The sequence below is a fragment of the Leucobacter sp. genome, assembly GCF_053528595.1.
The window spans coordinates 38,352-64,606 of record NZ_JAIVPF010000052.1 but is presented as its reverse complement, the minus strand read 5'-3'; the positions used below and the strand labels follow the sequence as shown (position 1 = coordinate 64,606).

General features: G+C 71.1%; 25 protein-coding genes. 5 read left to right on the top strand and 20 right to left on the bottom strand.

What is annotated here, in order from left to right; genetic code table 11:
* Positions 1-5: 5 nt before the first annotated feature.
* The 10 genes from ACWKZU_RS10620 to sufB are packed head-to-tail and all read right to left on the bottom strand — an operon-like array spanning position 6 to position 10,473.
* The gene (locus ACWKZU_RS10620; protein WP_449282292.1) at positions 6-1,604 is read right to left on the bottom strand and encodes an ABC-F family ATP-binding cassette domain-containing protein; all 1,599 of its coding nucleotides are present in this window, start codon (positions 1,602-1,604) and stop codon (positions 6-8) included.
* A 60-nt stretch (positions 1,605-1,664) separates the two neighbouring features.
* On the bottom strand, positions 1,665-2,408 hold the full coding sequence (gene pgl, locus ACWKZU_RS10615; RefSeq protein WP_449282291.1) for a 6-phosphogluconolactonase: 744 nt from the start codon (positions 2,406-2,408) through the stop codon (positions 1,665-1,667).
* Positions 2,409-2,410: 2 nt separating this feature from the next.
* Entirely contained in the window at positions 2,411-3,862 is a 1,452-nt protein-coding gene (gene gndA, locus ACWKZU_RS10610; RefSeq protein WP_449282290.1) for an NADP-dependent phosphogluconate dehydrogenase, read from the bottom strand.
* Positions 3,855-4,823 carry a glucose-6-phosphate dehydrogenase assembly protein OpcA gene (locus ACWKZU_RS10605; protein WP_449282289.1) on the bottom strand — a complete coding sequence of 323 codons (969 nt, stop codon included), beginning with the start codon at positions 4,821-4,823 and terminating at the stop codon, positions 3,855-3,857. Before ACWKZU_RS10605 ends, gndA begins: the two co-directional genes overlap by 8 nt.
* Positions 4,820-6,355: a glucose-6-phosphate dehydrogenase gene (zwf, locus tag ACWKZU_RS10600; protein ID WP_449282288.1), complete on the bottom strand. Its 1,536-nt coding sequence runs from the start codon at positions 6,353-6,355 to the stop codon at positions 4,820-4,822. The genes ACWKZU_RS10605 and zwf overlap by 4 nt, the downstream gene beginning before the upstream one ends.
* Positions 6,356-6,360: 5 nt before the next feature.
* On the bottom strand, positions 6,361-6,711 hold the full coding sequence (locus ACWKZU_RS10595; RefSeq protein ID WP_449282287.1) for a metal-sulfur cluster assembly factor: 351 nt from the start codon (positions 6,709-6,711) through the stop codon (positions 6,361-6,363).
* A gap of 26 nt (positions 6,712-6,737) precedes the next feature.
* Complete coding sequence (gene sufC, locus ACWKZU_RS10590; RefSeq protein ID WP_449282286.1) at positions 6,738-7,502, bottom strand: Fe-S cluster assembly ATPase SufC; 765 nt, start codon at positions 7,500-7,502, stop codon at positions 6,738-6,740.
* Entirely contained in the window at positions 7,499-7,831 is a 333-nt protein-coding gene (locus tag ACWKZU_RS10585; protein ID WP_449282285.1) for a non-heme iron oxygenase ferredoxin subunit, read from the bottom strand. The genes sufC and ACWKZU_RS10585 overlap by 4 nt, the downstream gene beginning before the upstream one ends.
* Positions 7,832-9,055 (bottom strand): Fe-S cluster assembly protein SufD, encoded by a 1,224-nt coding sequence (gene sufD / locus ACWKZU_RS10580; protein ID WP_449282284.1) that lies wholly within the window; start codon positions 9,053-9,055, stop codon positions 7,832-7,834. It abuts the gene before it with no gap.
* Positions 9,055-10,473 (bottom strand): Fe-S cluster assembly protein SufB, encoded by a 1,419-nt coding sequence (sufB, locus tag ACWKZU_RS10575; protein ID WP_449282283.1) that lies wholly within the window; start codon positions 10,471-10,473, stop codon positions 9,055-9,057. The genes sufD and sufB overlap by 1 nt, the downstream gene beginning before the upstream one ends.
* Before the next feature lie 253 nt (positions 10,474-10,726).
* Between sufB and ACWKZU_RS10570 the strand changes: the two genes are divergently transcribed.
* Both ACWKZU_RS10570 and ACWKZU_RS10565 read left to right on the top strand, forming a co-directional pair.
* A complete protein-coding gene (locus ACWKZU_RS10570; protein WP_449282282.1) occupies positions 10,727-11,686 on the top strand; it encodes a COX15/CtaA family protein in 960 nt (319 codons plus the stop codon).
* Positions 11,687-11,699: 13 nt separating this feature from the next.
* The gene (locus ACWKZU_RS10565; RefSeq protein WP_449282281.1) at positions 11,700-12,218 is read left to right on the top strand and encodes a hypothetical protein; all 519 of its coding nucleotides are present in this window, start codon (positions 11,700-11,702) and stop codon (positions 12,216-12,218) included.
* Between the two features lie 86 nt (positions 12,219-12,304).
* On the opposite strand, the gene ACWKZU_RS10560 is transcribed toward ACWKZU_RS10565, so the two are convergent.
* The 4 genes from ACWKZU_RS10560 to ACWKZU_RS10545 all read right to left on the bottom strand — a co-directional run bounded on the left by ACWKZU_RS10560 (position 12,305) and on the right by ACWKZU_RS10545 (position 16,627).
* A complete protein-coding gene (locus ACWKZU_RS10560) occupies positions 12,305-13,339 on the bottom strand; it encodes a hypothetical protein (RefSeq protein ID WP_449282280.1) in 1,035 nt (344 codons plus the stop codon).
* A gap of 311 nt (positions 13,340-13,650) precedes the next feature.
* Positions 13,651-14,793: a trans-sulfuration enzyme family protein gene (locus ACWKZU_RS10555; RefSeq protein WP_449282279.1), complete on the bottom strand. Its 1,143-nt coding sequence runs from the start codon at positions 14,791-14,793 to the stop codon at positions 13,651-13,653.
* Positions 14,794-14,826: 33 nt separating this feature from the next.
* Positions 14,827-15,630 carry a methyltransferase domain-containing protein gene (locus ACWKZU_RS10550; RefSeq protein ID WP_449282278.1) on the bottom strand — a complete coding sequence of 268 codons (804 nt, stop codon included), beginning with the start codon at positions 15,628-15,630 and terminating at the stop codon, positions 14,827-14,829.
* 64 nt (positions 15,631-15,694) lie between these two features.
* A complete protein-coding gene (locus ACWKZU_RS10545) occupies positions 15,695-16,627 on the bottom strand; it encodes a heme o synthase (RefSeq protein ID WP_449282277.1) in 933 nt (310 codons plus the stop codon).
* 96 nt (positions 16,628-16,723) lie between these two features.
* Between ACWKZU_RS10545 and tkt the strand changes: the two genes are divergently transcribed.
* The 3 genes from tkt to ACWKZU_RS10530 are packed head-to-tail and all read left to right on the top strand — an operon-like array spanning position 16,724 to position 21,461.
* Positions 16,724-18,802 (top strand): transketolase, encoded by a 2,079-nt coding sequence (gene tkt, locus ACWKZU_RS10540; protein ID WP_449282276.1) that lies wholly within the window; start codon positions 16,724-16,726, stop codon positions 18,800-18,802.
* The gene (gene tal / locus ACWKZU_RS10535; RefSeq protein ID WP_449282275.1) at positions 18,799-19,905 is read left to right on the top strand and encodes a transaldolase; all 1,107 of its coding nucleotides are present in this window, start codon (positions 18,799-18,801) and stop codon (positions 19,903-19,905) included. The genes tkt and tal overlap by 4 nt, the downstream gene beginning before the upstream one ends.
* A 2-nt stretch (positions 19,906-19,907) precedes the next feature.
* The gene (locus ACWKZU_RS10530; protein ID WP_449282274.1) at positions 19,908-21,461 is read left to right on the top strand and encodes a glucose-6-phosphate isomerase; all 1,554 of its coding nucleotides are present in this window, start codon (positions 19,908-19,910) and stop codon (positions 21,459-21,461) included.
* Positions 21,462-21,608: 147 nt separating this feature from the next.
* Here ACWKZU_RS10530 and ACWKZU_RS10525 read toward each other — a convergent pair whose 3' ends face one another.
* The 6 genes from ACWKZU_RS10525 to whiA all read right to left on the bottom strand — a co-directional run bounded on the left by ACWKZU_RS10525 (position 21,609) and on the right by whiA (position 26,202).
* Positions 21,609-21,974 (bottom strand): RNA polymerase-binding protein RbpA, encoded by a 366-nt coding sequence (locus tag ACWKZU_RS10525; protein WP_449282273.1) that lies wholly within the window; start codon positions 21,972-21,974, stop codon positions 21,609-21,611.
* Between the two features lie 75 nt (positions 21,975-22,049).
* A complete protein-coding gene (gene secG, locus ACWKZU_RS10520; protein WP_024355871.1) occupies positions 22,050-22,298 on the bottom strand; it encodes a preprotein translocase subunit SecG in 249 nt (82 codons plus the stop codon).
* 119 nt (positions 22,299-22,417) lie between these two features.
* Entirely contained in the window at positions 22,418-23,212 is a 795-nt protein-coding gene (gene tpiA, locus ACWKZU_RS10515; protein WP_449282306.1) for a triose-phosphate isomerase, read from the bottom strand.
* A 56-nt stretch (positions 23,213-23,268) separates the two neighbouring features.
* A complete protein-coding gene (locus ACWKZU_RS10510; protein WP_449282272.1) occupies positions 23,269-24,471 on the bottom strand; it encodes a phosphoglycerate kinase in 1,203 nt (400 codons plus the stop codon).
* 29 nt (positions 24,472-24,500) lie between these two features.
* A complete protein-coding gene (locus tag ACWKZU_RS10505; RefSeq protein WP_449282271.1) occupies positions 24,501-25,118 on the bottom strand; it encodes a superoxide dismutase in 618 nt (205 codons plus the stop codon).
* A gap of 103 nt (positions 25,119-25,221) precedes the next feature.
* The gene (whiA, locus tag ACWKZU_RS10500; protein WP_449282270.1) at positions 25,222-26,202 is read right to left on the bottom strand and encodes a DNA-binding protein WhiA; all 981 of its coding nucleotides are present in this window, start codon (positions 26,200-26,202) and stop codon (positions 25,222-25,224) included.
* Positions 26,203-26,255 lie beyond the last annotated feature (53 nt).

Here is a 26,255-nt window from a genome sequence, read left to right as displayed (position 1 = left end):
CGGGACTACGCCAGCTCGATGAGCTCCAGGTACTCCTTCGACCAGTGGTCCTCGGTGGCCTCCGGCATGATGAGCACGCGCTCGGGGTTGAGCGCCTCGACGGCTCCCTGATCGTGCGACACGAGCACCACGGCGCCCGCGAAGTGCGCGAGCGCGTCGAGGATCTCCTCGCGGCTCGCGGGGTCGAGGTTGTTGGTGGGCTCGTCGAGCAGCAGCACGTTGGCGCTCGAGACCACCAGCATCGCGAGCGCGAGGCGCGTCTTCTCACCGCCCGAGAGCACTCCGGCCGGCTTGTGCACGTCGTCGCCCGTGAAGAGGAACGAGCCGAGCACCTTGCGCGCCTCCGTCTCCGTCAGGTGCTGCGACACCGACACCATGTTCTGCAGCACGCTCGCCTTGACGTCGAGCGTCTCGTGCTCCTGCGCGTAGTACCCGACCTTCAGGCCGTGGCCGGCCACGATCTCGCCGGTGTCCGGCTCGTCCACCTGCGCGAGCAGCCGCAGCAGCGTCGTCTTGCCCGCGCCGTTGAGACCGAGCACCACGACCTTCGAGCCGCGGTCGATGGCCAGGTCGACCCCCGCGAAGATCTCGAGCGACCCGAAGGACTTCGAGAGCCCCTGCGCCATGAGCGGCGTCTTGCCGCAGGGCGCCGGGTCGGGGAAGCGCAGCTTGGCCACGCGGTCGACCTGGCGCACCTCCTCGAGGCCCGACAGCATCTTCTCGGCGCGCGCGACCATCTGGTGCGCGGCGGCGGCCTTCGAGGCCTTCGCCCCGAACTTCGCCGCCTGGTCCTTGAGCGCCGAGGCCTTCTTCTCGACGTTCATCCGCTCCTTGCGGCGGCGCTCCTCGTCGGCCGCCCGCTGCCGCAGGTAGAGCTTCCAGTTCATGTTGTAGATGTCGATGACCTGGCGGTTCGCGTCGAGGTAGAAGACCCGGTTGACGGTCTCCCCGACCAGCTCGATGTCGTGCGAGATGACGATCACGCCGCCCTTGTAGCTCTTGAGGAACTCGCGCAGCCACACGATGGAGTCGGCGTCGAGGTGGTTGGTCGGCTCGTCGAGGATCATCGTGTCCGCGTCCGAGAACAGGATGCGGGCGAGCTCGATGCGACGGCGCTGACCGCCGGAGAGGGTCTTCAGCGGCTGGTCGAGGATGCGATCGGGCAGTCCCAGGTTGTTGGAGATCGAGGCGGCCTCGGACTCGGCCGCGTAGCCGCCGAGGGCGTGGAAGCGGTCGGTCAGGTTGCCGAAGCGCTTCATCGCCTTCTCCGCGACGGCGGGATCGTCGGACGCCATGTCCTCCGAGGCCTTCGCGATGTTCTTGGTGAGCGTGCCGAGTCCGCGGGCGTCGAGGATCCGGTGCCGCGCGATCTGATCGGGATCGCCGGTGCGCGGATCCTGCGGCAGGAAGCCGAGCTCGCCCGACACGGTGATCGCGCCCTCGGCCGGCTGCAGCTCGCCCGAGAGGGTGCGCGTGAGCGTCGTCTTCCCCGCGCCGTTGCGCCCCACGAGACCGACCTTGTCGCCCGGGTTCACGCGGAAGGTGACGCCCTCCATGAGGCGTCGTGCGCCGACGTCGATCGCGAGGTCTTCGACGGTGATCATGCTGCGGGGCTCCTCGGGGATGCCGGGTCTGCGACCCGGTCGGTGGACAACCTCGCTAGTCTACCGGCCGGCCGCGTCGACGAGGCTGAGCGCGTCGTCGTCGGCCCAGAGCACCGTCTCGACGGCGCCCGCGAGGCGCGCCGCCGGCAGCAGCAGCGGCTCGTCGCGCGCCGAGATCCGCGCCACGGCCTCCGCCTTGGCGGCGCCCGCGGCGATCAGCCACGAGCGATCGGCGCGGTTCAGGGCGGGGAGGGTCAGCGAGATGCGCTCGGGCGGCGGCTTGGGCGAGTCGCGCACGGGGATCGCGCTCGGGGTGTCCGCACCGGCGCGCAGCAGGTCCTCGCGTCCCGGGAACAGCGAGGCGACGTGCCCGTCGGGGCCGACGCCGCTGAGGGCGAGATCGATGCGCTCGACCCTCCGCACGAGCTCGGCGTAGGCGGCCGCCGCGGCGTCGAGCGGCAGCCCGGAGTCGCCGGCCGGCACGCGGTGCACGAGATCGGGATCCACCTCGACCGCGGCGAACAGCGTGTCGTCGGCCAGCCGGTCGTTGCGCTCCTCGTGCCCTCGGGGCACCCAGCGCTCGTCGCCCCAGAGGAAGCGCACCCGACGCCAGTCGACGGCGTCGAGGTCGGGGTGGGCGGCGAGATCCCGCAGCACGCGCTCTCCCCCGCTGCCGCCCGTGAGCACGACGCAGGGAACCCCGCCCTCCGCCTGCCGGCCCCGGCACACGGCGAGCATCGCGTCGGCTACGGCCGCGCCCAATCCGGCGAGGTCGGCGGCGCGTTCGATCCGGTGCGGCGCCACCTCTAGGCCTCGATCTCCGAGCGGTCGCCCGACCACAGCGTGTGGAAGCTGCCCGGGCGATCGACGCGCCGATAGGTGTGGGCGCCGAAGAAGTCGCGCTGCCCCTGTACGAGGGCGGCGGGCAGCCGCTCGGCGCGCAGGCCGTCGTAGTAGGCCAGCGACGACGAGAAGGCGGGCGCGGGGATGCCGGCGCGGGTCGCATGGCTCACCACGCGGCGCCAGGCCTCCTGCCCGCGGCCGAGTGCCTCCGCGAAGTACGGCGCCGCCATGAGCAGCGGCAGCTCCGGCTGCTCGGCGTAGGCGTCGGCGATCCGGTTGAGGAACTGGGCGCGGATGATGCAGCCGGCCCGCCAGATGCGGGCGACGGCGCCGAGGTCGATGCTCCAGTCGTACTCGGCCGCACCCGCGCGGATCTCGTCGAAGCCCTGCGAGTAAGCGACGATCTTCGAGGCGTAGAGGGCCTGGCGCACGTCCTCGATGAACGCGGCGTGATCGGCGGGGGCCGGGACCTCGGTTGGGCCCGGCAGCGCCGCCGCGGCCGCGCGCTGCTCCGGATGGGACGACAGCGACCGGGCGAAGGTCGCCTCGGCGATGCCCGAGACCGGCACCCCGAGCGACAGCGCGGTCTGCACCGTCCACGCGCCGGTGCCCTTGGCGCCCGCCTGGTCGAGGATCACGTCCACGAGCGGCCCGCCCGTCTCGGCGTCGACCTGCCGCAGCACCTCGGCCGTGATCTCGATGAGGTACGACTCGAGCTCGCCCCGGTTCCACTCGGCGAAGACCTCCGCGATCTCGGCGGGGCTCCTCCCCGTGCCGCGGCGGATCAGGTCGTAGGCCTCGGCGATGAGCTGCATGTCGGCGTACTCGATGCCGTTGTGCACCATCTTCACGAAGTGGCCGGCGCCGTCGTGCCCCATGTGCGCCACGCAGGGCTCGCCCTCGGCGACCGCGGCGATCGAGCGCAGGATCGGGCCCAGCGTGTCCCAGGCTTCGTCAGAGCCCCCCGGCATGATGCTGGGGCCGTTCAGCGCGCCCTCCTCGCCGCCCGAGATCCCGGCGCCCACGAAGTTGATGCCGGTCTCCCGCACGGCCCGCTCGCGGCGGATCGTGTCGGGGAAGTACGCGTTGCCGCCGTCCACGATGATGTCGCCCGGCTCGAAGACGCGCACGAGCTCGTCGATGGTCGCGTCGGTCGCCGCCCCGGCCTGCACCATGATGATCGCGGTGCGCGGGCGCGCGAGACTCGCGGCGAACTCCTCGTACGAGTACGCCGGCACGAAGCCCGCCTCCGGGTGCTCCGCCACCAGGGCCTCGGTGCGCCCGCGGCTGCGGTTGAGCACCGCCACCGTGTTCCCCGCGCGGCTGGCGAGGTTGCGCGCGAGGTTCGCGCCCATGACGGCCAGACCGATCACTCCGATGTTCGCGGTGCGCTCGTTCGTTCCGGGCTCAGTCATGCTCCGTGCTCCATTCACTCGTCCGGTTGTCCTTCGCCTCCTGGGCCGCCCGGATGCGGCCCAGCCGCTCGAGCACCCGCCGGTACATGACGTCCTCGTCGAGCCGGCGCAGCTCCTCCGCCAGGCACTCGCTCAGGGTGCGGCGCGGCAGCACGATCTCGTGGGTCGGGTGGCCCGGCTGCCGCAGCAGGGTCTGGGATCCCGACATCCGCTCCAGCACCGCGTCTCCCGCGGCGCGGGACAGCGTGACCGAGCGCACCCCCTCCGCCGGGTGGTTCCCGCCCGGCAGACGGCAGGTCGTCGGCACCTCCAGCGCGAGCTGGAGCCAGGCCGCGAGCAGCTGGGTCGACATCGACCCCGCCGCACCCACGACCTCCACCGATGTCACCGGGTCGAAGGGCGGCTGGTCGAGCACGGCGGCGAGGTACTCCCGCCACCGGGTCACGCGCGTCCAGGCGAGGTCGGTGTCCCCCGGGGAGTACGCGGCGATCCGGCGCATCTGCTCCACGGGATCGGTGATCGAGGCGCTGTCGGTGATGCGGCGCTGGGCGATGCGGCCGAGCGGATCCGATCCGGGGCGCTCGGGCGCCGCGGCCGGCCACCACACGACGACCGGCGCGTCGGGCAGCAGCAGGCCCGTGACGAGGCTCTCGATCCCCGTGCTCGCCTCCCCGTAGGCCCGCAGCACGACGACCTCGCTCGCGCCGGCGTCGGCGCCGACCCGGATCTCGGCGTCGAGGCGCGCAGGACCCTCGGGGCGCGTGAGCAGCACGATCACACGCATCGGATGCTCGTTCGACGCGTGGTTCGCGGCCTCGACCACCGTCTCGTCGAGCGGGCCGGTGGCGGCGATCACGAGCGTCAGCACGCGCCCGAGGGCGGCGACGCCGCTCTCCTGCCGCATCGACACCAGACGGCGGGCCACCGCGCTGACGCTGGTCCCCGGAAGCTCTTCGATCACGGCCGCCTCCAGCTGCGTCCATCCCGCGCGAGCAGTTCTCCCGCGGAGTCGGGGCCCCACGATCCCGGCGCGTACTGCTCGACCGGCTCGTCCAGCCCGGCCCAGTACTCCTCGATCGGGTCGAGGATGCGCCACGACAGCTCCACCTCCCGCTGCCGCGGGAAGAGCGGGGCATCCCCCAGCAGCACGTCGAGGATCAGCCGCTCGTAGGCCTCGGGACTCGCCTCCGTGAAGGCGTGCCCGTACCCGAAGTCCATCGTCACGTCGCGCACCCGCGCGGCGGTGCCTGGCACCTTCGCGCCGAAGCGGATGGTGATGCCCTCGTCCGGCTGCACCCGGATCACGAGTGCGTTCGAACCCTGCTCGGTCGTCTCGGCCTTGCCGAAGAGCTCGCCCGCCTCCTTGCGGAACACCACCGCGATCTCGGTGACGCGGCGCCCGAGGCGCTTGCCCGTGCGCAGGTAGAAGGGCACGCCGGCCCAGCGGCGGGTGTTGACGTGGAGCTTCATCGCCGCGTACGTCTCGGTGCGGGACTCGGGATCCATCCCGTCCTCGGCGAGGAAGCCGCTCACCTGCTCGCCGCCCTGCCAGCCCCCGGCGTACTGGCCGCGGGCGACCCCCGCCGCGAGGTCGTCGGGCAGCTTGACCGCCTCGAGCACCTTCTCCTTCTCGGCGCGCAGGTGCTCGGCGCTCAGGCTGATGGGCTCCTCCATCGCGGTGAGCGCGAGCAGCTGGAGCAGGTGGTTCTGGATCACGTCCCGCGCGGCGCCGACCCCGTCGTAGTACCCCGCGCGGCCGCCGACCCCGATGTCCTCCGCCATCGTGATCTGCACGTGGTCGACGTAGTTGCGGTTCCAGATCGGCTCGTACATCGTGTTCGCGAAGCGCAGCGAGAGGATGTTCTGCACCGTCTCCTTGCCGAGGTAGTGATCGATCCGGAAGATCGAGTCGGCGGGGAACGTCGACTCCAGCGCGTCGTTCAGCGCCCGGGCGGAGGCGAGGTCGTGCCCGAAGGGCTTCTCGATGATCACGCGCCGCCAGGGCCGGTTCTCCCCCTCGCCCGTGCGATCCACGAGACCGGAGCTGCTCAGCTGCCGGGCGACCTCCGGGAACGAGCGCGGCGGGATCGACAGGTAGAAGGCGTGGTTGCCCATCGTGCCGCGCTCGCGATCGAGCGCGTCGACCGTGTCGCGCAGGCGGTGGTAGGCCGCCGGGTCGTCGAAGTGGCCCTGCACGAAACGGATGCCCTGGGCGAGCTGACGCCAGATCTCCTCGCGGAACGGGGTCCTGGCGTGCTTGCGCACGGCGTCGTGCACGATCTCCGCGAAGTCGCGGTCCGCCCAGTCGCGGCGGGCGAAGCCGACGAGTGCGAAGCCGGGCGGGAGCAGCCCGCGATTCGCGAGATCGTAGACGGCCGGCATCAGCTTCTTGCGCGAGAGATCGCCCGTGACGCCGAAGATCACGAGCGCGCTCGGCCCGGCGATCCTGCTCAGTCGAGGATCGTCGGGCGAGCGCAGCGGGTTGCTCGGCACGGCGGTCAGATGGCGAAGCCGAGCGCTCGCATCATGTCCCGACCGTCGTCGGTGATCCGCTCGGGCGTCCACGGCGGCATCCACACCCAGTTGATGCGGAACGCGGTCACGAGCCCGTCGAGGGCCTCGGCGATGTCGTTCTCGATGACGTCGGTGAGCGGGCAGCCCGCGCTCGTGAGCGTCATGCTGATGACGAGCGCGTCGTGCTCCTCGTCGAAGGCCAGATCGTAGATCAGGCCCAGGTCGACGATGTTGACGCCGAGCTCGGGATCCGAGACGTTCTTCAGCGCCTCGAGCGCCTGCTCGCGGAACTCGGGGTCGATCGACTGCGGAACGGTCGTTGCTTCGTCGCTCATGGGAATCAGCCTAGACCAGGCGCGCGTCAGGCCGAAGCGCCCGTGAGGAAGCGGTCGTAGCCCTCTTCCTCGAGACGCTCGGCGAGCTCCGGGCCGCCCTCCTCCGCGACGCGGCCGTTCACGAAGACGTGCACGAAGTCCGGCTCGATGTAGCGCAGGATGCGGGTGTAGTGCGTGATGAGCAGCACGCCGAGGCCGGTGTTCTCCTTGGCGCGATTCACACCCTCCGAGACGACCTTGAGCGCGTCGACGTCGAGACCCGAATCGGTCTCGTCGAGCACGGCGAACTTCGGCTTGAGCAGTTCGAGCTGCAGGATCTCGTTGCGCTTCTTCTCGCCGCCCGAGAAGCCCTCGTTGACGTTGCGCGACGCGAACGACTCGTCCATGCGGAGGTTCTGCATGGCCTCCTTGACGTCCTTCATCCAGGTGCGGATCGCCGGCGCCTCGCCGTCGATCGCGGTCTTCGCGGTGCGCAGGAAGTTGGCGTTGGTCACGCCGGGGATCTCCACCGGGTACTGCATGGCGAGGAAGAGGCCGGCCTGGGCGCGCTCGTCCACCTCCATGTCGAGCACCTCCTCGCCGTCGAGCAGGATCGACCCGCCCGTGACCTCGTACCGGGGGTGGCCGGCGATGGCGTAGGCGAGGGTCGACTTGCCCGAGCCGTTGGGGCCCATGATGGCGTGGGTCTCGCCCTGGTTGATGGTGAGGTCGACCCCCTTGAGGATCTGCTTCTCGCCCTGCTCGGTCTCGACGCTGACGTGCAGGTCCTTGATTTCAAGAACGGAGCTCATTGTTCAATCTCTTTCGTAACGTTGGGGTCGATGTACACGTCGCCGTCCTCGATCTCGACGGCGTAGACGGGTACCGGCTCGTAGGCCGGAAGGTTCTGCGGGATGCCGGTGCGCAGCGAGAATGCGGAGCCGTGGGCCCAGCACTCGAGCGTGTCGCCCTCGACGAATCCCTCTGACAGGCTGATCTGTCCGTGACTGCAGGTGTCGCCGATGGCGTGGACCTCGCCCTGCGAGTCCAGCACCACGGCGATCGGCACATCGTCGAGGACGACGCGCGTCGCCTGATCCTGCACCAGATCGCTGACCGCGATCACCTTGTGACGGGGCACTCAGGCTCCCCGGGTCGCCTGGACGCCTGACGCCGGGCCGACCGAGTCGGCCAGCTCGGCCTCGACGGCCGCCTGCAGGCGCTCCTCGGTCGCTTCGTCGCCGATCTGGGCGATGACCTCGATCAGGAAGCCGCGCACCACGAGCTTGCGCGCCTCCTCCTCCGAGATGCCGCGGCTCTGCAGGTAGAAGATGTGCTCGTCGTCGAAGCGCCCCGTCGCCGAGGCGTGACCGGCGCCCTCGATGTCGCCGGTCTCGATCTCCAGGTTGGGGATCGAGTCGGCGCGGGTGCCCTCGCTGAGCACGAGATTGCGGTTCTGCTCGTAGCTGTCGGTGCCGGTCGCGTTGTTGCGGATCAGCACGTCGCCGATCCACACGGTGTGCGCACCCTCTCCCTGCAGCGCGCCCTTGTAGGTGACGCGGCTGGTGGTGTGCGGGGCATCGTGGTCGAGGTACACCTGGTGCTCCAGGTGCTGCCCGGCATCGGCGAAGTAGGCGCCGAGCGCGGTGCCCGTCGAGCCCTCGTGGTCGAGATGGATCGAGGGGTTGAGGCGCACGACCCCGCCGCCGAGCGAGACCACGATGTGCGTGAGCGTCGCGTCGCGGCCCACGGTGGCGTAGTGGCTCGCCAGGTGGATCGCGTCGCCGTCCCACTGCTGCACGCTGACGACGGTGAGCTTCGCCCCGTCGCCCACGACGATCTCGACGTTCTCGGAGAGCTGCGCCGAGCCCGTGTTCTCGAGGATCACGAGGCCCTGGCTCTGCGGTGCCGCCTCGATGATCGTGTGGGCGGCCCGGGGCGCCGAGTCCAGCGCGTCGCGGGTGACGACCGTCGTGACCTTCTCCTCCGAGGAGAGGGTGACGAGGTGGGCCTCGCCGAAGGCGGTCCACGCCGCGGCGGCGCCCCGCTCCTCGGGAGTGCCCGCGCGCCCGATGCGGGCGTCGTCCCGGGCGATCCACTCGGATGCGACACCCGCGGCGTCGCCCACCGAGACCGGGAGGCGCGAGCCGTCGAGCTCGCCGTTCAGCAGCGCGTCGAGCTTCGCGACCGGCGTGTACTTCCAGACCGCTTCGCGGCCGGTCACCGGTGCGAAATCGGCGACATCGGTGGACTTCGGCCGCTCGGAGCGGGTCTGCACCGGGATCCGGTTCGCCCAGTCCCCGTCGGAGTGGGCGGTCAGGCCGTGCTGAGCGGGCGCAGTCTTCGTTGCAACAGCTTCGGTCATTATCCGACGGATCCTTCCATGCCCATCTCGATGAGCTTGTTCAGTTCGAGGGCGTACTCCATGGGCAGCTCGCGCGCGATCGGCTCGATGAAGCCGCGCACGATCATGGCCATCGCCTCCTCCTCGGCGAGGCCGCGGCTCATGAGGTAGAAGAGCTGCTCCTCGCTGACGCGCGAGACCGTGGCCTCGTGGCCCAGCTCGGCGTCGTCGGTGCGGATGTCGATGGCCGGGTAGGTGTCGCTGCGCGAGATCGTGTCGACGAGCAGCGCGTCGCAGACCACCGAGTTCGCCGCGCGCCGCGCGCCCGGCTCGATCCGCACCTCGCCGCGGTACCCCGTGCGACCGCCTCCGCGGGCGATCGACTTCGCGAGGATCGACGACTTGGTGTGCGGAGCCAGGTGGATCATCTTCGCGCCGGTGTCCTGGTGCTGGCCCGGCCCGGCGAAGGCGACCGACAGGGTCTCGCCCTTGGCGTGCTCGCCGGTCAGGTAGATCGACGGGTACTTCATGGTGACCTTCGAGCCGATGTTGCCGTCGACCCACTCCATGGTGGCGCCCTCTTCGGCCACAGCGCGCTTGGTCACGAGGTTGTACACGTTGTTCGACCAGTTCTGGATCGTCGTGTAGCGCACGCGCGCGTTCTTCTTGACGATGATCTCGACCACCGCGGAGTGCAGCGAGTCCGACTTGTAGATCGGCGCCGTGCAGCCCTCGATGTAGTGCACGTAGCTGCCCTCGTCGGCGATGATGAGCGTGCGCTCGAACTGTCCCATGTTCTCGGTGTTGATGCGGAAGTACGCCTGCAGCGGGATCTCCACGTGCACGCCCTTCGGCACGTACACGAACGAGCCGCCCGACCACACGGCCGTGTTCAGCGCGGCGAACTTGTTGTCGCCCGACGGGATCACGGTGCCGAAGTACTCCTCGAAGAACTCCGGGTGCTCGCGCAGCGCGGTGTCGGTGTCGAGGAAGAGCACACCCTGCTCCTCGAGGTCCTCGCGGATCTGGTGGTAGACCACCTCGGACTCGTACTGGGCGGCGACGCCGGCGACGAGACGCTGGCGCTCGGCCTCGGGGATGCCGAGCCGCTCGTAGGTCTCCTTGATCTCCTCGGGGAGCTCCTCCCAGCTCGTCGCCTGCTTCTCGGTCGAGCGCACGAAGTACTTGATGTTGTCGAAGTCGATCTCCGAGAGATCCGCGCCCCACGACGGCATCGGCTTCCGGCCGAAGATCTGCAGCGCCTTGAGACGTCGCTGCAGCATCCACTCCGGTTCGTTCTTCAGAGCCGAGATTTCACGCACGACCTGCTCGTTGAGGCCGCGCTTGGCGATCGCGCCTGCCTCATCGCTGTCGTGCCAGCCGAATTCGTACTGGCCCAAGCCTTCCAGCTCGGGTCGGTCGATCAGTACCTCTGGCATGATCCCTCCCTCATTCTTCGTCTCGCCGGGCCGGCCCCGCGTGCGCACGCGAATTCGATCGGGCACACAGTCCTGGCCCTGCAGCGGTGCAGTAGTCTGGGCTTCGGACGGAACCGGCTGATCCGGTGCTTCGCACCCGATGCTGGTTCGCCGCACGCAACCACAGCTTCCCATTCTACAGCTTCGGACGCCGCTTGTCAGGGTAGGCGACCCTTAGTAATGGGATGCTCGGTCTGGGCCGAAAGGAGACGCGTTGTCAAGCGCGAGCACACCGACTGGAACCGCGATCCCGGACGAACGCCGGCGCAGCGCCGACCGCGCGCCCTCCCGCCTCCTGCGGATCGCGGCCTGGGCCTCGTTCGTGCTGAACGTCACGATCATCGCGACGGGCGGCACCGTGCGCCTCACGGGCTCCGGTCTCGGCTGCACCGACTGGCCCGTCTGCACTCCGGGCTCCCTCGTGCCCACGCCCGAACTCGGGATCCACGGCATCATCGAGTTCACCAACCGCACCATCTCGGGTCCGCTGCTGATCGCCGCCCTCCTGGTGCTGGTGCTGAGCTGGCGCATCCGGGCCCGGCGCCGCGATCTCCTCGTCATCTCGTCGGTGGTGCTGGGGCTCGTGGTGCTGCAGGCGCTCGTGGGCGCCTTCGTCGTGTGGCTGCATCTCAACGCGAACCTGGTGGGCTTCCACTACACCGTCTCCCTCGTGCTCGTGTGCGTGACCGCCGCGTATCTCGTGCGCATGTACGAGGAGCCGCTGCCCCGCGAGCGAGCGGTGCCGAAGGGCTTCGCGATCCTGACCCACGTCACCACGCTCTTCATGGCGCTGACCGTGCTGTTCGGCGTGCTCACCACGGGCGCGGGGCCGCACTCGGGCGACGCCGGCATCGTGCGCGACGGCTTCGACGCGACGCTGCTCAGCCACGTGCACGCCTGGCCGGGCTACATCTCCCTGGCGCTCGTGCTCGTGCTCGTGGGCTGGGCGGCGGCGAAGCGGCTGCGGCCGCTGCGCTGGTCGGTCGCGCTGCTCGCCGCGCTGCTCGTGCAGATCGGCGTCGGCGTCTTCCAGGCCCGCAGCGGGCTGCCGCCCTTCGCGGTGGGCGTGCACATGGTGCTCGCGTCGCTCACCGCCGCGGCGATGACCGTCGTGGTGCTGCGCCTGAAGCGCCCCGGCGCCGCGGTCTCCGCGGCGCCCGCCGCGACTCCCTGACCACCGTGTCGAGATGACCGCTCGCGCGCTCCTCGTATCGCTCGGCGTCGCCGGGCTGATCGTCTATGCGATCCTCGGGGCGCTGCTCATGAGCGACTGGGCGGTCACCGCTGCGAGCGGGGTGCCGCTCGAGCAGGCGGTCGCCGCGATGGACGCCGCGGGCCAGCCCTACGGGGTCTGGGCCGGAATCGGGTTCGCGACGATCGGGATCCTGCTCGCGCTCGGCTGGGCCGCCCTGGCTCTGCTCTCCCGCGAGAAGCAGCCGGGATGGGTGCTGCTCCTGCTCTTCGGCTGCATTCTCGCGGCCGGCGCACCGGCCTACTTCTTCGCATCCTTCGGCAACCTCAATTCGGTGGGCGACACGTTCGTCGACTGGGACGCCGATGCGGCCTTCGCGCTCGAGCTCCCGCTCTACCTCGTGAGCGCCCTCGGAGCGGGCGCGGTACTCGTCGCGGTGGTGCTCGGGTTGCTGGCCGGGCCGCTGCACGCCCGGCGCGGCGACGTCCCGCCGGCATCGGCGAGTGGCGGATAACGCGGCTGTTTGCGCGGAGACAACCGCGTTATCCGCCACTCGCGCCTGGTAGATCCAGTTGCGGGGCGGGGCGAGTGAGCGCCTCGTCAGTCGCCGGCCGGACCGTGGTGCGCATTCCGACGCGGAACGGCGGACTCGGTGTCGTCCCCCGACCGCTCGTCGAGCAGACGCGAGAGGCTCGGTCGAACCGGTCTCCCGGAGCGGCCGCTGAACTCGAGCATCCGGCGCCCCGCGTCGGCCAGGCTCTCGAGCAGATCCTCGTGGAAGAACACCAGGAGCCTCCATCCCGAATCGCGCGCCGCCTGGTGCTTACGGGGATCCCGGCGACGCTGCCGCGCAGAGGTGACGTGCTGCTCGCCGTCGTACTCGAAGATGCTGCGGGTCTCGTCGTCGACGGCGTCGAAGCGTCCGATCCACCCGCCCGAGGCGTCGTACAGCTCGACCTGCAGCCGCAGCTCCGGCATCCCGACGCGCACCCCCGCGAGGCGCATGAGCGTCTCCATGCGCGACTCGGAGCCGATCCGCGCGAGCGCGGCGGCCTCCCGGAACCGGCGTGCGCCCCGCCCGGTGGTGGTCGCCGCGAATGCGGTCAGCTCGTCGGGATGCACGCGGGTGAACGGGTCGAATCGGCGGTCGTCTTCGCGCAGCAGATGGTCGAGCGCCACGACCAGCTCGACGAAGGGCAGCGAACCGGCCGCCTGCTGCACGGCTCGCAGCGGCGGGACGATCGGCACGGACTCCTCGCCCTCGGGCACGGCGCAGAGGAACGGCGCCGTTTCGCGCACGTGCCGATGGCCCCGCACGCCCCTGCAGGTCACCCGGCCGATCTCTGCTGGACTGGAGACGTCGACCGGCGTGTTCTTCGGAACCCTGATCGGACAGCCGAGCACCGCGAGTGCCGTCGCGTGGCTGAAGCGCTCGCCCGGGCGGAGCCGCGGGAGATACTGCAGCGCCCGGCCGTACAGCCTTCGGGCGCTCGGCTGCTTCGAGCGCATCCCGGAGAACGGTCGATGCCAGCGGGGATGCGCCAAGGCGCCCCTGCCGTACCCGAGGCTCATCGCCTGCCGCAGCAGGAAGGCCCGGTCGGAGAAGACGGCGTCGGCCTGCACTCGCGGTTCCATGGGCGCCATACTCCGCACGTCGCCTGTGCAGAGCGCGGCTTCTCCACAGGGAGAGCCGGACCTCATGATGGAACCGACGTGTGCCCATCCTGTGAGCGAAGGAGCCGGGGTCCTGTGCGGGCGTGCAGGCGCTACCGAGCGGCGGATAACGCGGCTGTTTTCGCCGAAACAGGCGCGTTATCCGCCACTCGCCGCAGTGGACCACCGAAGCATAGGCGGTGAACCGCCGGAGCAGGGGGCGAACCGGCGGAGCAGGGGGCGAACCGGCGATCGGCCGCGTGTCACCGAGCTGCCGAGCGAGCCGAGTACCGCTAGCTCAGGCCCGACAGGCCCCGCTCCAGGTCGGCCCAGAGATCCTCGACGTGCTCGATCCCGACGCTCAGGCGCACGAGCGCCTCGGGCACCTCGACGGGTTCCGCGGGGTGCCTGCGCCGGCGCTCGACGAGGGACTCGACGCCGCCCAGGCTGGTCGCCGGCGTGAACAGCCGCAGCGCGTCGACGAACGCCTCCGCGGCGGCCGCCCCGCCCGCGAGCTCGATCGACATCACGGCGCCGAATCCGTCGAGCTGCGCCCGCGCGAGCTCGTGACCGGGGTCCTGCGGAAGCCCGGGATACCGCACCCGGGCGATCGCCGGGTGCGCGTCCAGACGCCGCGCGAGCTCGCCCGTGGTCGCCTCGGCGCGGTCGAGGCGCAGGGCCATCGTGCGCAGGCCGCGCAGGGCGAGCCAGGCCTCGAAGGGGCCGGGAACGCCGCCCTGGAGGGTGCGCCGCTTCGCGAGCCTCGCGCGCAGCTCGGGATCCCGCGTCACGGCGATGCCCAGCAGCACGTCCGAGTGGCCGGCGATGAACTTCGTGGCGGAGTGCACCACGACGTCGGCGCCGACCTCGAGCGGTCGCTGCCGGAGTGGCGTGCTGAAGGTGTTGTCGACGACGACGGTGACACCGCGCTCGCGGGCGGCCGCGGCCAGCGCGGGCACGTCCACGACGTCGAGCATGGGGTTCGTGGGCGACTCGAGCCAGAGCAGGTCGGCGCCGTTCAGCGCGGCCACCGTGGCGTCGACGTTCAGCGGGTCCACCTCGCGCAACCGCAGGGCGCCCTCCGCGCCGAGCTCGCGGGCCAGGCCGATCGTGCCGTTGTACGACGCGCTCGGCACCACGGCCACACCCCCGATCGGGGTGAGCGACAGGGCGGCCGAGACCGCCGCCATCCCGGACGCGAAGGCGAGGCCGGGCGTCTCGCTCCGCTCGAGCGTCGCGATGGCCGACTCCAGCGGCTCCCAGCTCGGATTGGAGTAGCGCGCGTACACCCGCTCCCCCGGCTCCGGCGTCGCGGACCCGCGGAACGTCGAGCTGAGCACGATGGGCGGATTGAGCGGCCCGTCGGGTTCGGCATCGGGCCGCCCGAGGGCGACGACGGCGGTACTGGGGTGGAGCTCCTGGGGGTGGCTGGTCATCCTCTCAGCGTACCGCCGGCGTGCGACGCGGATTCACTCGACGGTTGCCACGATCTCCGCGTGGGGCATCAGCAGCCACCCGTCGGGATCCTCGGCCCAGCGCTCCCAGCCCGCCGAGATGCGCTCCAGGCGGTCGCGATCGGCGAGTCCGAGGCGGATGGCGTTGTCGGCGAACGCCGACGCGACTGCGCGCTCGGCCCACATGCCGCCCCACCAGGCCCGGTCCTCGTCGGACTCGAACAGCCAGAGCGATGCGGAGCAGGCCACGTCCTCGAGGCCGGCCCTGCGGGCCCACGCCTTGAGATGCCGCCCGGCGGCGGGCTCCCCGCTGACGCCCCGGTGCACCTGGAGGTAGAGCTCGAGCCACTCGGCGAGCTCCGGGTGGCCCGGCGCCCAGATGACGCCCTCGTAGTCGACGTCGCGGGCGGCCACGACCCCGCCGGGGGCGGTCACGCGCCGCATCTCGCGGAGCATGGCGACCGGATCGCCGACGTGCTGCAGCACCTGATGCGCGTGCACGACGTCGAAGCCGCCGTCGGCGACGTCGAGCCGATAGGCGTCCGCGGTCTCGAAGCGGAGGTTCTCGAGGCCGAGCGGCGCCGTGTCGGCCGCGGCCTTCCGCACGACCTCGTCCGAGGCGTCGACCCCCAGCACCGGTCCCGGCGCCACGAGGCGCGCGAAGTCCGCGGTGATGGTGCCGGGCCCCGAGCCGATGTCGAGCACGCGGGTACCGGGGTTCAGCAGCGGGAGCAGGTAGGCGGCGGAGTTCTCGGCGGTGCGCCAGGTGTGCGAGCGCAGCACGCTCGCGTGGTGTCCGTGTGTGTATGCATCGGCCATGCGCTCACCCTATCGCCCGCCGCGCACCTCGGCGCGCGGATCTCGAGCCGCCGGACCGCCCGGCTCAGAACGGCAGCAGCGGATCGATCGCGATGGCGAGCGAGATCACCGAGAGGTAGGTGATCGAGCCGTGGAAGACCTGCATCGGCTTGCCCTCCTGGCCGCGGATCGCGCTGCCGTAGAGGCGGTGGGCCTGGAGGATGAAGTAGCCGCCCGAGAGCACGGCCACGACGGTGTAGAGCCAGCCGATGCCGGGCGCCGGGATCAGCAGCAGGCTCGAGGCGACGGTGGCCCACGTGTAGAGGATGACCTGCAGGCCCACGGTGACTCGGCCCCGCACGACGCCGAGCATCGGCACGCCGGCGGCGGCGTAGTCGTCGCGGTAGCGCATCGAGAGCGGCCAGTAGTGGGCCGGGGTCCACAGGAAGATGATGAGGAAGAAGATCCACGCGGGCCAGCCGAGGTCGCCGGTGACCGCGGCCCAGCCGATCAGCACGGGGAAGCAGCCCGCGATGCCGCCCCAGATGATGTTCTGCTCGCTGTGCCGCTTGAGCAGCAGCGTGTAGATCACGACGTAGAAGAAGATCGCGGCCGCGGAGAGCGCAGCGGCCAGCCAGTTCGTGGTGATCAGCAGCCACACCACTGAGAGCACGCCGAGCACCCAGGAGAAGACGAGCGCATTGCGATCGGAGATCTCGCCCGTGACGAGCGGCCGGTTCTCGGTGCGCTTCATCTTGCGATCCATGTCGCGGTCGATGTAGCAGTTGAACGATCCGGCGGATCCCGCGCTCATCGCGCCGCCGATCAGCGTGGCCACCACCAGCCAGAGGTCCGGCAGGCCGCCCTGCGCCAGGATCATGGCGGGCACGGTGACCACGAGCAGCAGCTCCATGACGCGCGGCTTGGTGAGCGCCACGTAGTTCTTGACGATGCGACCGAAGCTGCGACGCGGCGGGGTCGCCGCGAGCCGGGACTGGGTGGGGATCTGCGTGGACATCGTCTCCCATGTTACCCGCCCTTGTCGCAGGAGCAGCCATTAGGATTGATCCGGCGAGCGCGAACGCGCCCGTTCCTGCCCTTGGAAAGGTGAGTCTTGGGAAACGAACTGCAGTGGGATGAGCTCGACGGCCTCGCGGTGGACACCGCGCGCGTGCTGGCCGCGGACGCGGTCGAGAAGGTCGGCAACGGACACCCGGGCACGGCGATCAGCCTGGCCCCGGTCTCCTATCTGCTGCATCAGCGGGTCATGCGCCACGATCCCGCCGACCCGAGGTGGATCGGCCGGGACCGCTTCATCCTCTCGGTCGGGCACTCGTCGCTCACCCAGTACGTGCAGCTGTACCTCGGCGGCTACGGACTCGAGCTCGAGGACCTCCAGTCGCTGCGCACGTGGGGTTCGAAGACCCCGGGGCACCCGGAGTACGGTCACACCGACGGCGTCGAGATCACCACGGGCCCGCTCGGCCAGGGTCTCGCCTCGGCCGTGGGCTTCGCCTACGCCGCCCGCTACGAGCGGGGCCTCTTCGACCCCGAGGCGGCGCCCGGCACGAGCCCGTTCGACCACTTCATCTACGTGATCGCCGGCGACGGCGACCTGCAGGAGGGCGTGACCTCCGAGGCCTCGAGCCTCGCCGGCCACCAGGAGCTCGGCAACCTGATCGCGATCTACGACTCCAACCAGATCTCCATCGAGGACGACACCGACATCTCCTTCTCCGAGGACGTCGCGAAGCGCTACGAGTCGTACGGCTGGCAGGTGCTCGAGGTCGACTGGAAGAAGACCGGCGAGTACGTCGAGGATCTGGTCGAGCTGCACCGCGCGATCGCCGAGGCGCAGGCCGAGACCGCGAAGCCCAGCCTCATCATCCTCAAGACGATCATCGGCTGGCCCTCCCCCGGCAAGCAGAACACGGGCGGCATCCACGGCGCGAAGCTCGGCGCCGAGGAGCTCGCCGGCCTGAAGACCGCCCTCGGCTTCGACCCGGAGCAGCACTTCGTCGTCGCGCCCGAGGTGCTCGAGCGCTCCCGCGGCGCCGTGCAGCGCGGCGCCGAGAAGCGCGCCGAGTGGCAGCGGTCGTTCGACGCGTGGGCGGCCGCCAATCCCGAGCGGAAGGCGCTCTTCGACCGGGTGGAGGCGCAGCAGCTGCCCGAGGGCGCGCTGGAGGCGCTTCCCGCCTTCGAGCCCGGCGAGAGCATCGCCACCCGCTCGGCGAGCGGCAAGGTGCTGGCGGCGCTCGGCCCGATCATGCCCGAGCTGTGGGGCGGATCCGCCGATCTCGCGGGATCCAACAACACCACGATCCCGGGCGTCCCCTCCTTCGTCCCCGGCCACCACTCCACGGCGAGCTGGAGCGGCGACCCCTACGGCCGGGTGCTGCACTTCGGCATCCGCGAGCACGCGATGGGCGCGATCCTCAACGGCATCCAGCTCCACGGCAAGACCCGCTCCTACGGCGGCACCTTCCTCATCTTCAGCGACTACATGCGCCCGGCGGTCCGCCTCGCCGCGCTCATGAACGTGCCCAGCATCTTCGTGTGGACGCACGACTCGGTCGCCCTCGGCGAGGACGGGCCCACGCACCAGCCGATCGAGCAGCTCGCCACGCTGCGGGCGATCCCGAACCTGGCGATGGTGCGCCCCGCCGACGCGAACGAGGTCTCGGCCGCGTGGCACGAGGTGCTGTCGCGCCACGCCGGCCCCACCGGCATCGCGCTCACCCGCCAGAACGTGCCGGTGCTCGAGGGCACCTCGGCGGAGGGGGTGCGCAAGGGCGCCTACGTGCTCGCCGACTCCCCCACCGGGAGCATCGACGTGCTGCTCATCGCGACCGGGTCCGAGGTGCAGCTGGCGGTCGAGGCGCGCGAGCGCCTCGCGGCCGACGGCATCGGGGCGCGCGTCGTGTCGGCCCCCTGCCTCGAGTGGTTCGCCGAGCAGGGCGAGGAGTACCGCGAGAGCGTGCTGCCCGCCGGCGTCGCGGCGCGCGTGAGCGTCGAGGCCGGGCTCGCGCTCGGCTGGGAGCGCTACGTGGGCGACAGCGGCCGCTCGGTCTCGATCGAGCACTTCGGCGCCTCCGCCGACTACCAGACCCTCTTCCGGGAGTTCGGGATCACCACCGACGCCGTGGTCGCCGCGGCGCACGAGAGCATTGCAGCAGTGGAGGCAGCACGATGAGCGCATCGACCCAGCGACTGAGCCGCGCGGGAGTCAGCATCTGGCTCGACGACCTCTCGCGCAGCCGCATCGAGAGCGGCGAGTTGCGCGAGCTGATCGGCAGCCACGATGTGGTGGGCGTCACCACCAACCCGACCATCTTCGCGGGTGCGATCGCGGGCGGCGTGGGCTACGGCGAGCGGATCGCCGCGTGCGCGGCGCGCGGACTCGGCGTCTCGGACACCATCATCGAGCTCACCACTGCCGACGTCGCCGACGCGTGCGACGTGTTCGCCGAGGTGTACGCGGATACGGCCGGGCGCGACGGCCGCGTCTCCATCGAGGTCGAGCCGGGCCTCGCGCGCGACACCGCCGGCACGGTGGCGCAGGCGCGCGAGCTGTGGGCGAAGGTCGACCGGACCAACGCGATGATCAAGATCCCGGCGACGGTGGAGGGTCTCGAGGCCATCACCGAGACCATCGCGGCGGGGATCAGCGTCAACGTGACGCTCATCTTCAGCCTCGAACGCTATCGCCAGGTGATCAACGCCTACCTGACCGGGCTCGAGCGGGCCCGCGCGGCCGGGATCGATCTGTCGACCATCCACTCGGTGGCCTCGTTCTTCGTGTCCCGCGTGGACAGCGAGATCGACGGCCGCCTGAACGCGATCGGCACCGAGGAGGCGCTCTCCCTGAAGGGCCAGTCCGGTGTGGCCAACGCCCGACTCGCCTACGAGGTCTTCGAGCAGTCGTTCGCGACGGAGCGGGCGCGCCTGCTGATCGATCTGGGAGCCAATCCGCAGCGCCCGCTGTGGGCCTCGACGGGCGTCAAGGATCCCGCGCTGCCGGACACGCTCTACGTGGCCGAGCTCATCGCCCCCGGTGTCGTCAACACCATGCCCGAGGCGACGCTGCAGGCGTTCGCAGATCACGGCGAGGTGCGCGGTGACACGGTCACTTCCGAGTATCTCGAGTCGAACCAGCTGCTCAACGCCATCGCCGCGCAGGGCATCGACTACGTCGAGGTGACCGAGAAGCTCGAGCTCGAGGGGCTGCAGAAGTTCGACGCCTCCTGGGACGAGCTCTGCGGGACGGTGGAGCAGGAGCTGCGGAAGGCGGGTTAGGCATGAGCGTTCAGCTGAGCATCGGAGCGGGTGTCGCGGACTTCGAGGAGCCGCTGCACCGGCTGGTCGCGGATCGGGTGGCCGGCCGGATCTTCGAGCGGGATGCCGCGCTGTGGGGTCGCGCGGCGGAGCCCGAGGCCGCGATCCGGCTCGGCTGGACGGACTTCATCCGGACCGCGGAGCAGCTGATCCCGCGTGTCGAGGCGCTGCGAGCCGAATTCCTGTCCCTGGGCGTCGATCGCTTCGTGCTGTGCGGCATGGGCGGATCGAGCCTCGCACCCGCGGTGATCACCCGCTGGGCGGGGGTCGAGCTGACCATGATCGACTCCACGCACCCCGACGCGGTGCGGCGTGTGCTCGACGCGCACGAGCTGCCGCGCACGGCGGTCGTCGTGAGCTCGAAGTCCGGCAGCACGATCGAGACGCGCAGTCACCTGGCCGCGTTCGCGCACGCGTTCCGCGCCGCCGGCATCGAACCGTCCGAGCGCATCGTCATCGTCACGGATCCGGGCTCGCCGCTCGACGGCGAATCCCGCGCGGCGAACCGGCGCGTGTTCAACGCGGATCCGCATGTGGGCGGCCGCTTCTCCGCGCTCACCGCCTTCGGGCTCGTGCCCTCGGGCCTCGCCGGAGCCGATGTGCGCACCCTGGTCGCCGATGCGCAGGGCGTGCGCGAGTCGCTCGCGAGCGACTCCCCCGAGAACCCTGCGCTGCGGCTCACTGCGGCGATCGCGGCCGGTCTGCCCGAGCGCTTCGTGCTCGCCGTGGCCGAGCCGTCGGGGGCCGAGTGGGGATTCGGCGCCTGGATCGAGCAGCTCGTCGCCGAGTCGACGGGCAAGGATCGCCACGGGGTACTGCCGATCGCTCTGCCCGCGTCGGCTCCGGAGTTCACCGCTCCGCCCGCGAACACTGTGCGCGTGCGCACGGGGTCGGAGCTTCCCGATGCCGAGGGCGACTGGGATCTCGCGGCCTCCGGCTCGCTCGGCGCGCAGATGCTGATGTGGGAGGTCGCCACCGCGGCGCTCGGACGGCTCATGGGCATCGATCCGTTCGATCAGCCCGATGTCGAGGCCGCGAAGGTGGCCGCGCGCGCCGCGCTCGGAGCCGCCTCGTCGCGCGCCGGAGAGGCACCCGAGACGCCGGACGCCGAGCGGCTCGCCGCGGAGCTCCGCGACGCCGTGCCCGAGGGCGGTTATCTGGCCGTGCAGGCCTACGTCGATCCCGCGGGCCGCTACGCCGCGGCGCTGAGCCGCCTGCGGCAGCGTCTCGCCACGGCGCTCGGGCTCCCGGTGGCGCTCGGCTTCGGCCCCTCGTACCTGCACTCGGTGGGGCAGCTGCACAAGGGCGGGCCGGCGCTCGGCGCGTTCCTGCAGGTCGTCGAGGTGGCCGACCGCGACCTCATGATCCCCGGAGCCGAGAGCAGCTTCGGCGCGCTCATCGCGGCGCAGGTGCGCGGCGACCGCGAGGTGCTCCGGGAGCGCGGCCGGCCGGTGCTCGTGCTCCCGCTGTCCGGCAGCGGCGACTCCGCCCTCGACGAGCTCCTCGCCGCACTGTAGGCGGGTGCGCGGGGGCGGGCCTTCCCCGCTCCCGCGCACGACGGTACTCACCGCTCGCGAACGACGGGTGCGCACTCCGTCACGAGCACGCAGAAGGGCCGGGATCCCGTTCGGGGTCCCGGCCCTCGCTGCTCCGGCGGCGAGCCGCTATGCGGACTTGCGGGCGGTGCCGCGACGCTCGCGCAGCTTCTGCAACGCGGCCTCCAGCAGCTCGTCGGCCTCCTCCGGCGTGCGGCGCTCCTTCACGTAGGCGAGGTGCGTCTTGTACGGCTCGTTCTTCGGGAGCAGGGGCGGGTTCTCACGATCGCGGCCCGCGGGCAGGCCGGTGGTCGGGGAATCGATCTGCTCGGGGATCTCCTCCGCGGCGACGTCGGCCGCGAAGTAGCGGACCGTCTCGTTGCCCAGGGCGTCCCAGTACGAGATCTGAATGCGGTCGGCGCGAGCTCCGTGATCCTTCTCCCCCATGGGGCCGGATCCGACGCGCGCACCACGGATGGCGTTGCTGCCGGCCATGGATACCTTTCTGACGAGACTGCTGCGCCCGCGGGAGTGGCCCGCGAGCGCGATGGTGGTGGACTGGGCGGAGGGTCAGACGACCGAGAACCGGGCGAGGAGCCCGAGGCCCACGATCGAGGCGACCCACACCAGCGACACCACGACGGTGATGCGGTTGAGGTTGCGCTCCGCCACGCCCGAAGAGCCCAGGCTCGAGGTCACGCCGCCGCCGAACATGTCGGAGAGGCCGCCGCCGCGACCCTTGTGGAGCAGGATGAAGAGGGTGAGCAGCAGGCTCGTGATCACGAGGATGACGATCAGTGCGATCTTGAGGATGAGCACGCGGTTCACCTTTCAGGGGTCGAGGGCGTGGAAAACCAACGTCCAGTATATCGGGCGGGCCTGGGCGCCCGCTCCGGCTCTCCGTGCTTCCCGGGAACCGAGGGGCGCCGGCCCCGTGGTTAAGCGGCGGTGACGTGCTTCTGGAACTGGACGATGCGGGAGAACTCGTCGGCCTTCAGGCTGGCGCCGCCGACGAGCGCGCCGTCGACGTTCGGCTGCCGGAGGAAGCTCGCGACGTTCTGGCTCGACACCGAGCCGCCGTAGAGTATGCGGGTCGCAGCGGCGCGCGCGTCGTCGCGCAGATCGCGGAGTGCCTCGCGCAGCGCCCGAGCCACCTCTTCCGCCTGCTCGGGCGTCGCCGCCTGACCGCTGCCGATGGCCCAGACGGGTTCGTAGGCGACGATGAACTCGGCGTCCGCGGGAAGCTCGGCGAGCGCCGCGGTGAGCTGCGCGAGCGGGATCGCCGCCGCGCCGTGCTCCTCGAGGTCCTCCGCCGTCTCGCCGACGCAGATCATCGGCACCATCCCGGCGCGGTGGACCGCGAGCGCCTTGAGGCCCACCGTCCGGTCGCTCTCGTCGTGGCCGTGGCGGCGCTCGGAGTGCCCCACCAGCACGTAGGCCACGTCGAGCTTGGCCAGCATCGCCGCCGAGACGTCGCCGGTGTAGGCGCCGGACTCGTGCGGGGAGACGTCTTGCGCGCCGAGCGCGAGCGACAGCTTGTCGGCCGCGAGCAGCGTCTGCACCGAGCGCAGGTCGGTGAACGGCGGGAAGACCGCCACCTCGGCCTGCTGGTAGTCGTGCCGCACGTCCTTCAGGCTCCAGGAGAGCTTCTGCACGAGGGCGATCGCCTGCAGATGGTCCAGGTTCATCTTCCAGTTGCCCGCGATGAGCGGGGTGCGATCCGCCTGCGGCAGGGGTTCGCGGATCTCCGGGGCCGCGGCCCCCTCGGAGGTCTGCGGGGCCTGGTCGTTCACGCGAGTACCTCCAGTCCGGGAAGCTGCTTGCCCTCGAGGAACTCGAGGCTGGCGCCGCCGCCCGTCGAAATGTGTCCGAACTGATCGTCTGCGAAGCCGAGCGCGCGCACGGCAGCGGCGGAGTCGCCGCCGCCGACGACGGTGAAGCCGTCGGTCTCGGTGAGCGCACGCGCGACCGCGCGGGTGCCGTTCGCGAAGGCCTCCATCTCGAACACGCCCATGGGGCCATTCCAGAACACGGTCGCCGACTCCGAGATCGCCTCGGCGAAGGCCCGCGCGGATTCGGGGCCGATGTCGAGGCCGATGCCCTCCGCGCCGAAGCGGGACGACTCGATCGCATCGGCGGCGACCACCTCGTGCGCGGCGTCCGCGGCGAAGGCCTCGGCCACGACCACGTCGCTCGGCAGCACGATGCGCACGCCGCGCCGCTCCGCGTCGGCGAGGTAGCCCCGCACGGTGTCGAGCTGATCCGCCTCCAGCAGGCTGGCGGCGACGCCGTGCCCCTGGGCGGCGAGGAAGGTGAAGAGCATGCCGCCCCCGATGAGGAGGGTGTCCACGCGCTCGATCAGGTGCGAGATCACGCCGAGCTTGTCGGAGACCTTCGAACCGCCGAGCACCACCGTGTAGGGGCGCTCGGGGCGGTCGGTGAGCCGCTGCAGCACCTCGAGCTCGGCGGCGACCAGGCGCCCTGCGGCGCTCGGCAGCAGCTGCGCGAGCTCGTACACGCTGGCCTGGCGCCGGTGCACCACCCCGAAGCCGTCGGAGACGAACGCGTCGCCGAGGTCTGCGAGACGCTGCACGAACGCGCGGCGCTCCTGCTCGTCCTTGCTCGTCTCGCCCGGGTTGAAGCGGAGGTTCTCGAGCAGCAGGACCTCGCCCTCGGCGAGCGCGCCGACGGCCGCCGAGGCGTCGGCCCCGACGGTCTCGTCGACGAAGCCGACGGGAGCCCCGAGCAGCTCCCCCATGCGCACCGCCACCGGCCGCAGCGAGTACCGCTCCTCCGGAGCGCCCTTCGGGCGCCCCAGGTGGCTGATCAGCACCACCCGCGCGCCCGCTTCGCGCAGCTCGCGGATGGTGGTGAGCGATGCCCTGATGCGGCCGTCGTCGGTGATGACGCCGTCGGCGAGCGGGACGTTGAGATCGCAGCGGACGATGACCGTCCGAGAGCGCAGTGATCCCAGGGATTCGATGGTGCGCATGGGTGGGGCGGGCTCCTCGGGTACTCGGGTCAGATCAGGCCGGGCGTCTGCGAGCGGGCGTTCTCGAGGCGCTTCGCCACGTCCTGCCAGTTCGCGATGTTCCAGAACGCCTTGACGTAGTCCGCGCGCACGTTGAGGTAGTCGAGGTAGTAGGCGTGCTCCCAGACGTCGAGCATCAGCAGCGGGACGGTGCCCGCGGGAAGGTTGCCCTGCTGGTCGAAGAGCTGGACGATGTTCGCGCGCTGTCCGAGCGCGTCCCAGGCGAGCACCGCCCAGCCGGAGCCCTGCACGCCGAGCGCGGTCGCGGTGAAGTGCGCCTGGAACTTCTCGAAGTCCCCGAAGTACTCGTCGATCGCCGCTGCGAGCTCGCCCTCGGGGCGCTCCCCGCCCTCGGGAGAGAGGTTGTTCCAGAAGATGGTGTGGTTGACGTGGCCGCCCACGTTGAAGGCGAGATCCTTCTCCAGCTTGTTCACAGCGGCGAGGTTGCCGGAATCGCGGGCCTCGGCGAGCTGCTCGAGCGCGGTGTTGGCACCGGTCACGTAGGCCTGGTGGTGCTTGTCGTGGTGCAACTGCATGATCTTGCCGCTGATGTGCGGCTCGAGGGCAGCGTAATCATAGGGAAGCTCGGGAAGTGAGTAGGCAGCCATGCGGCGCTCCAATCTCTGGTTCAACAGTTGTCGGATCCAGTCTATGACTCCGGGGGTCTCCGCGTGGGAGAATGACGGGCCTTGACGGCGGGTGCCGCGTGGGCTACAGCGAGTCGAGCTCCTCCGGCAGGCTCGCCTCGGTGCCCGGGATCCCCCGCGATTCGGCCTCCTTGTCGGCCATGGCGAGCAGGCGGCGGATGCGCCCGGCGATCGCGTCCTTCGTGAGGGGCGGCTCGGCGCGCGCGCCGAGGTCGTCGAGGCTCGCCTCGCGGTGCTCCAGGCGCAGGCGTCCCGCGTACTGCAGGTGCTCGGGCACCTCGTCGCCGAGGATCTCGAGCGCGCGCTCGACGCGGGCGCACGCGGCGACGGAGGCCTGGGCGGAGCGCCGCAGGTTGGCGTCGTCGAAGTTCACGAGGCGGTTCGCGGTGGCCCGGGTCTCGCGCGCGCGGCGCAGCTCCTCCCAGCTGGTGCGCGCCTGCTGGGCGCCCATGGCGCCCAGCATCTCGCCGATCGCCTCGCTGTCGCGGATCATGACCTTGTTCTGGCCGCGGATCTCTCGGCTCTTGGCCTCGATGCCGAGGCGGTTCGCGGCGCCCACGAGGGCCATGGCCACTTCGCTCGTGGGGCAGACGAGCTCGAGACCCGCCGAGCGGCCGGGCGCGGTGATGCCGCCCCGCGCGAGGAACGCCCCCCGCCAGATGGCGGCGAGCTCGGCCTGCGCGCCCGTCGTGAGCCGGTTCGGCAGGCCCCGGATCTGCCGGCGGCGCTGATCGAGCAGCCCGAGCTGGCGCGCGAGGGTCTCCCCGTCCAGCACGCGGACCAGGAACTGCGGTGCGCCGGGACGCGTGCTCGACGGCGGCAGCTGCTTGGCCTCCGAGCGCACGCCGTAGAGCTCGGCGAGGTCCTTGCGGACGCGCTGCACGATCTGCGGGGTGTGCAGCTCGGCCTCGAGGGCGATGCGGCCCGAGATGGTGTGCAGTCCGCCGGCGAGACGCAGGATCGTCGCGACCTCGGCGATCCGTTCGCCGGTGCGCTGCACCGGGAAACGGACGAGCTCACTCTTCACCTCGGGGGTCGACAGCACGAATGGGATCCTTTCGGAGTATGGCGTGAAAGCGCGAAAAAGCAGTCGTCGGC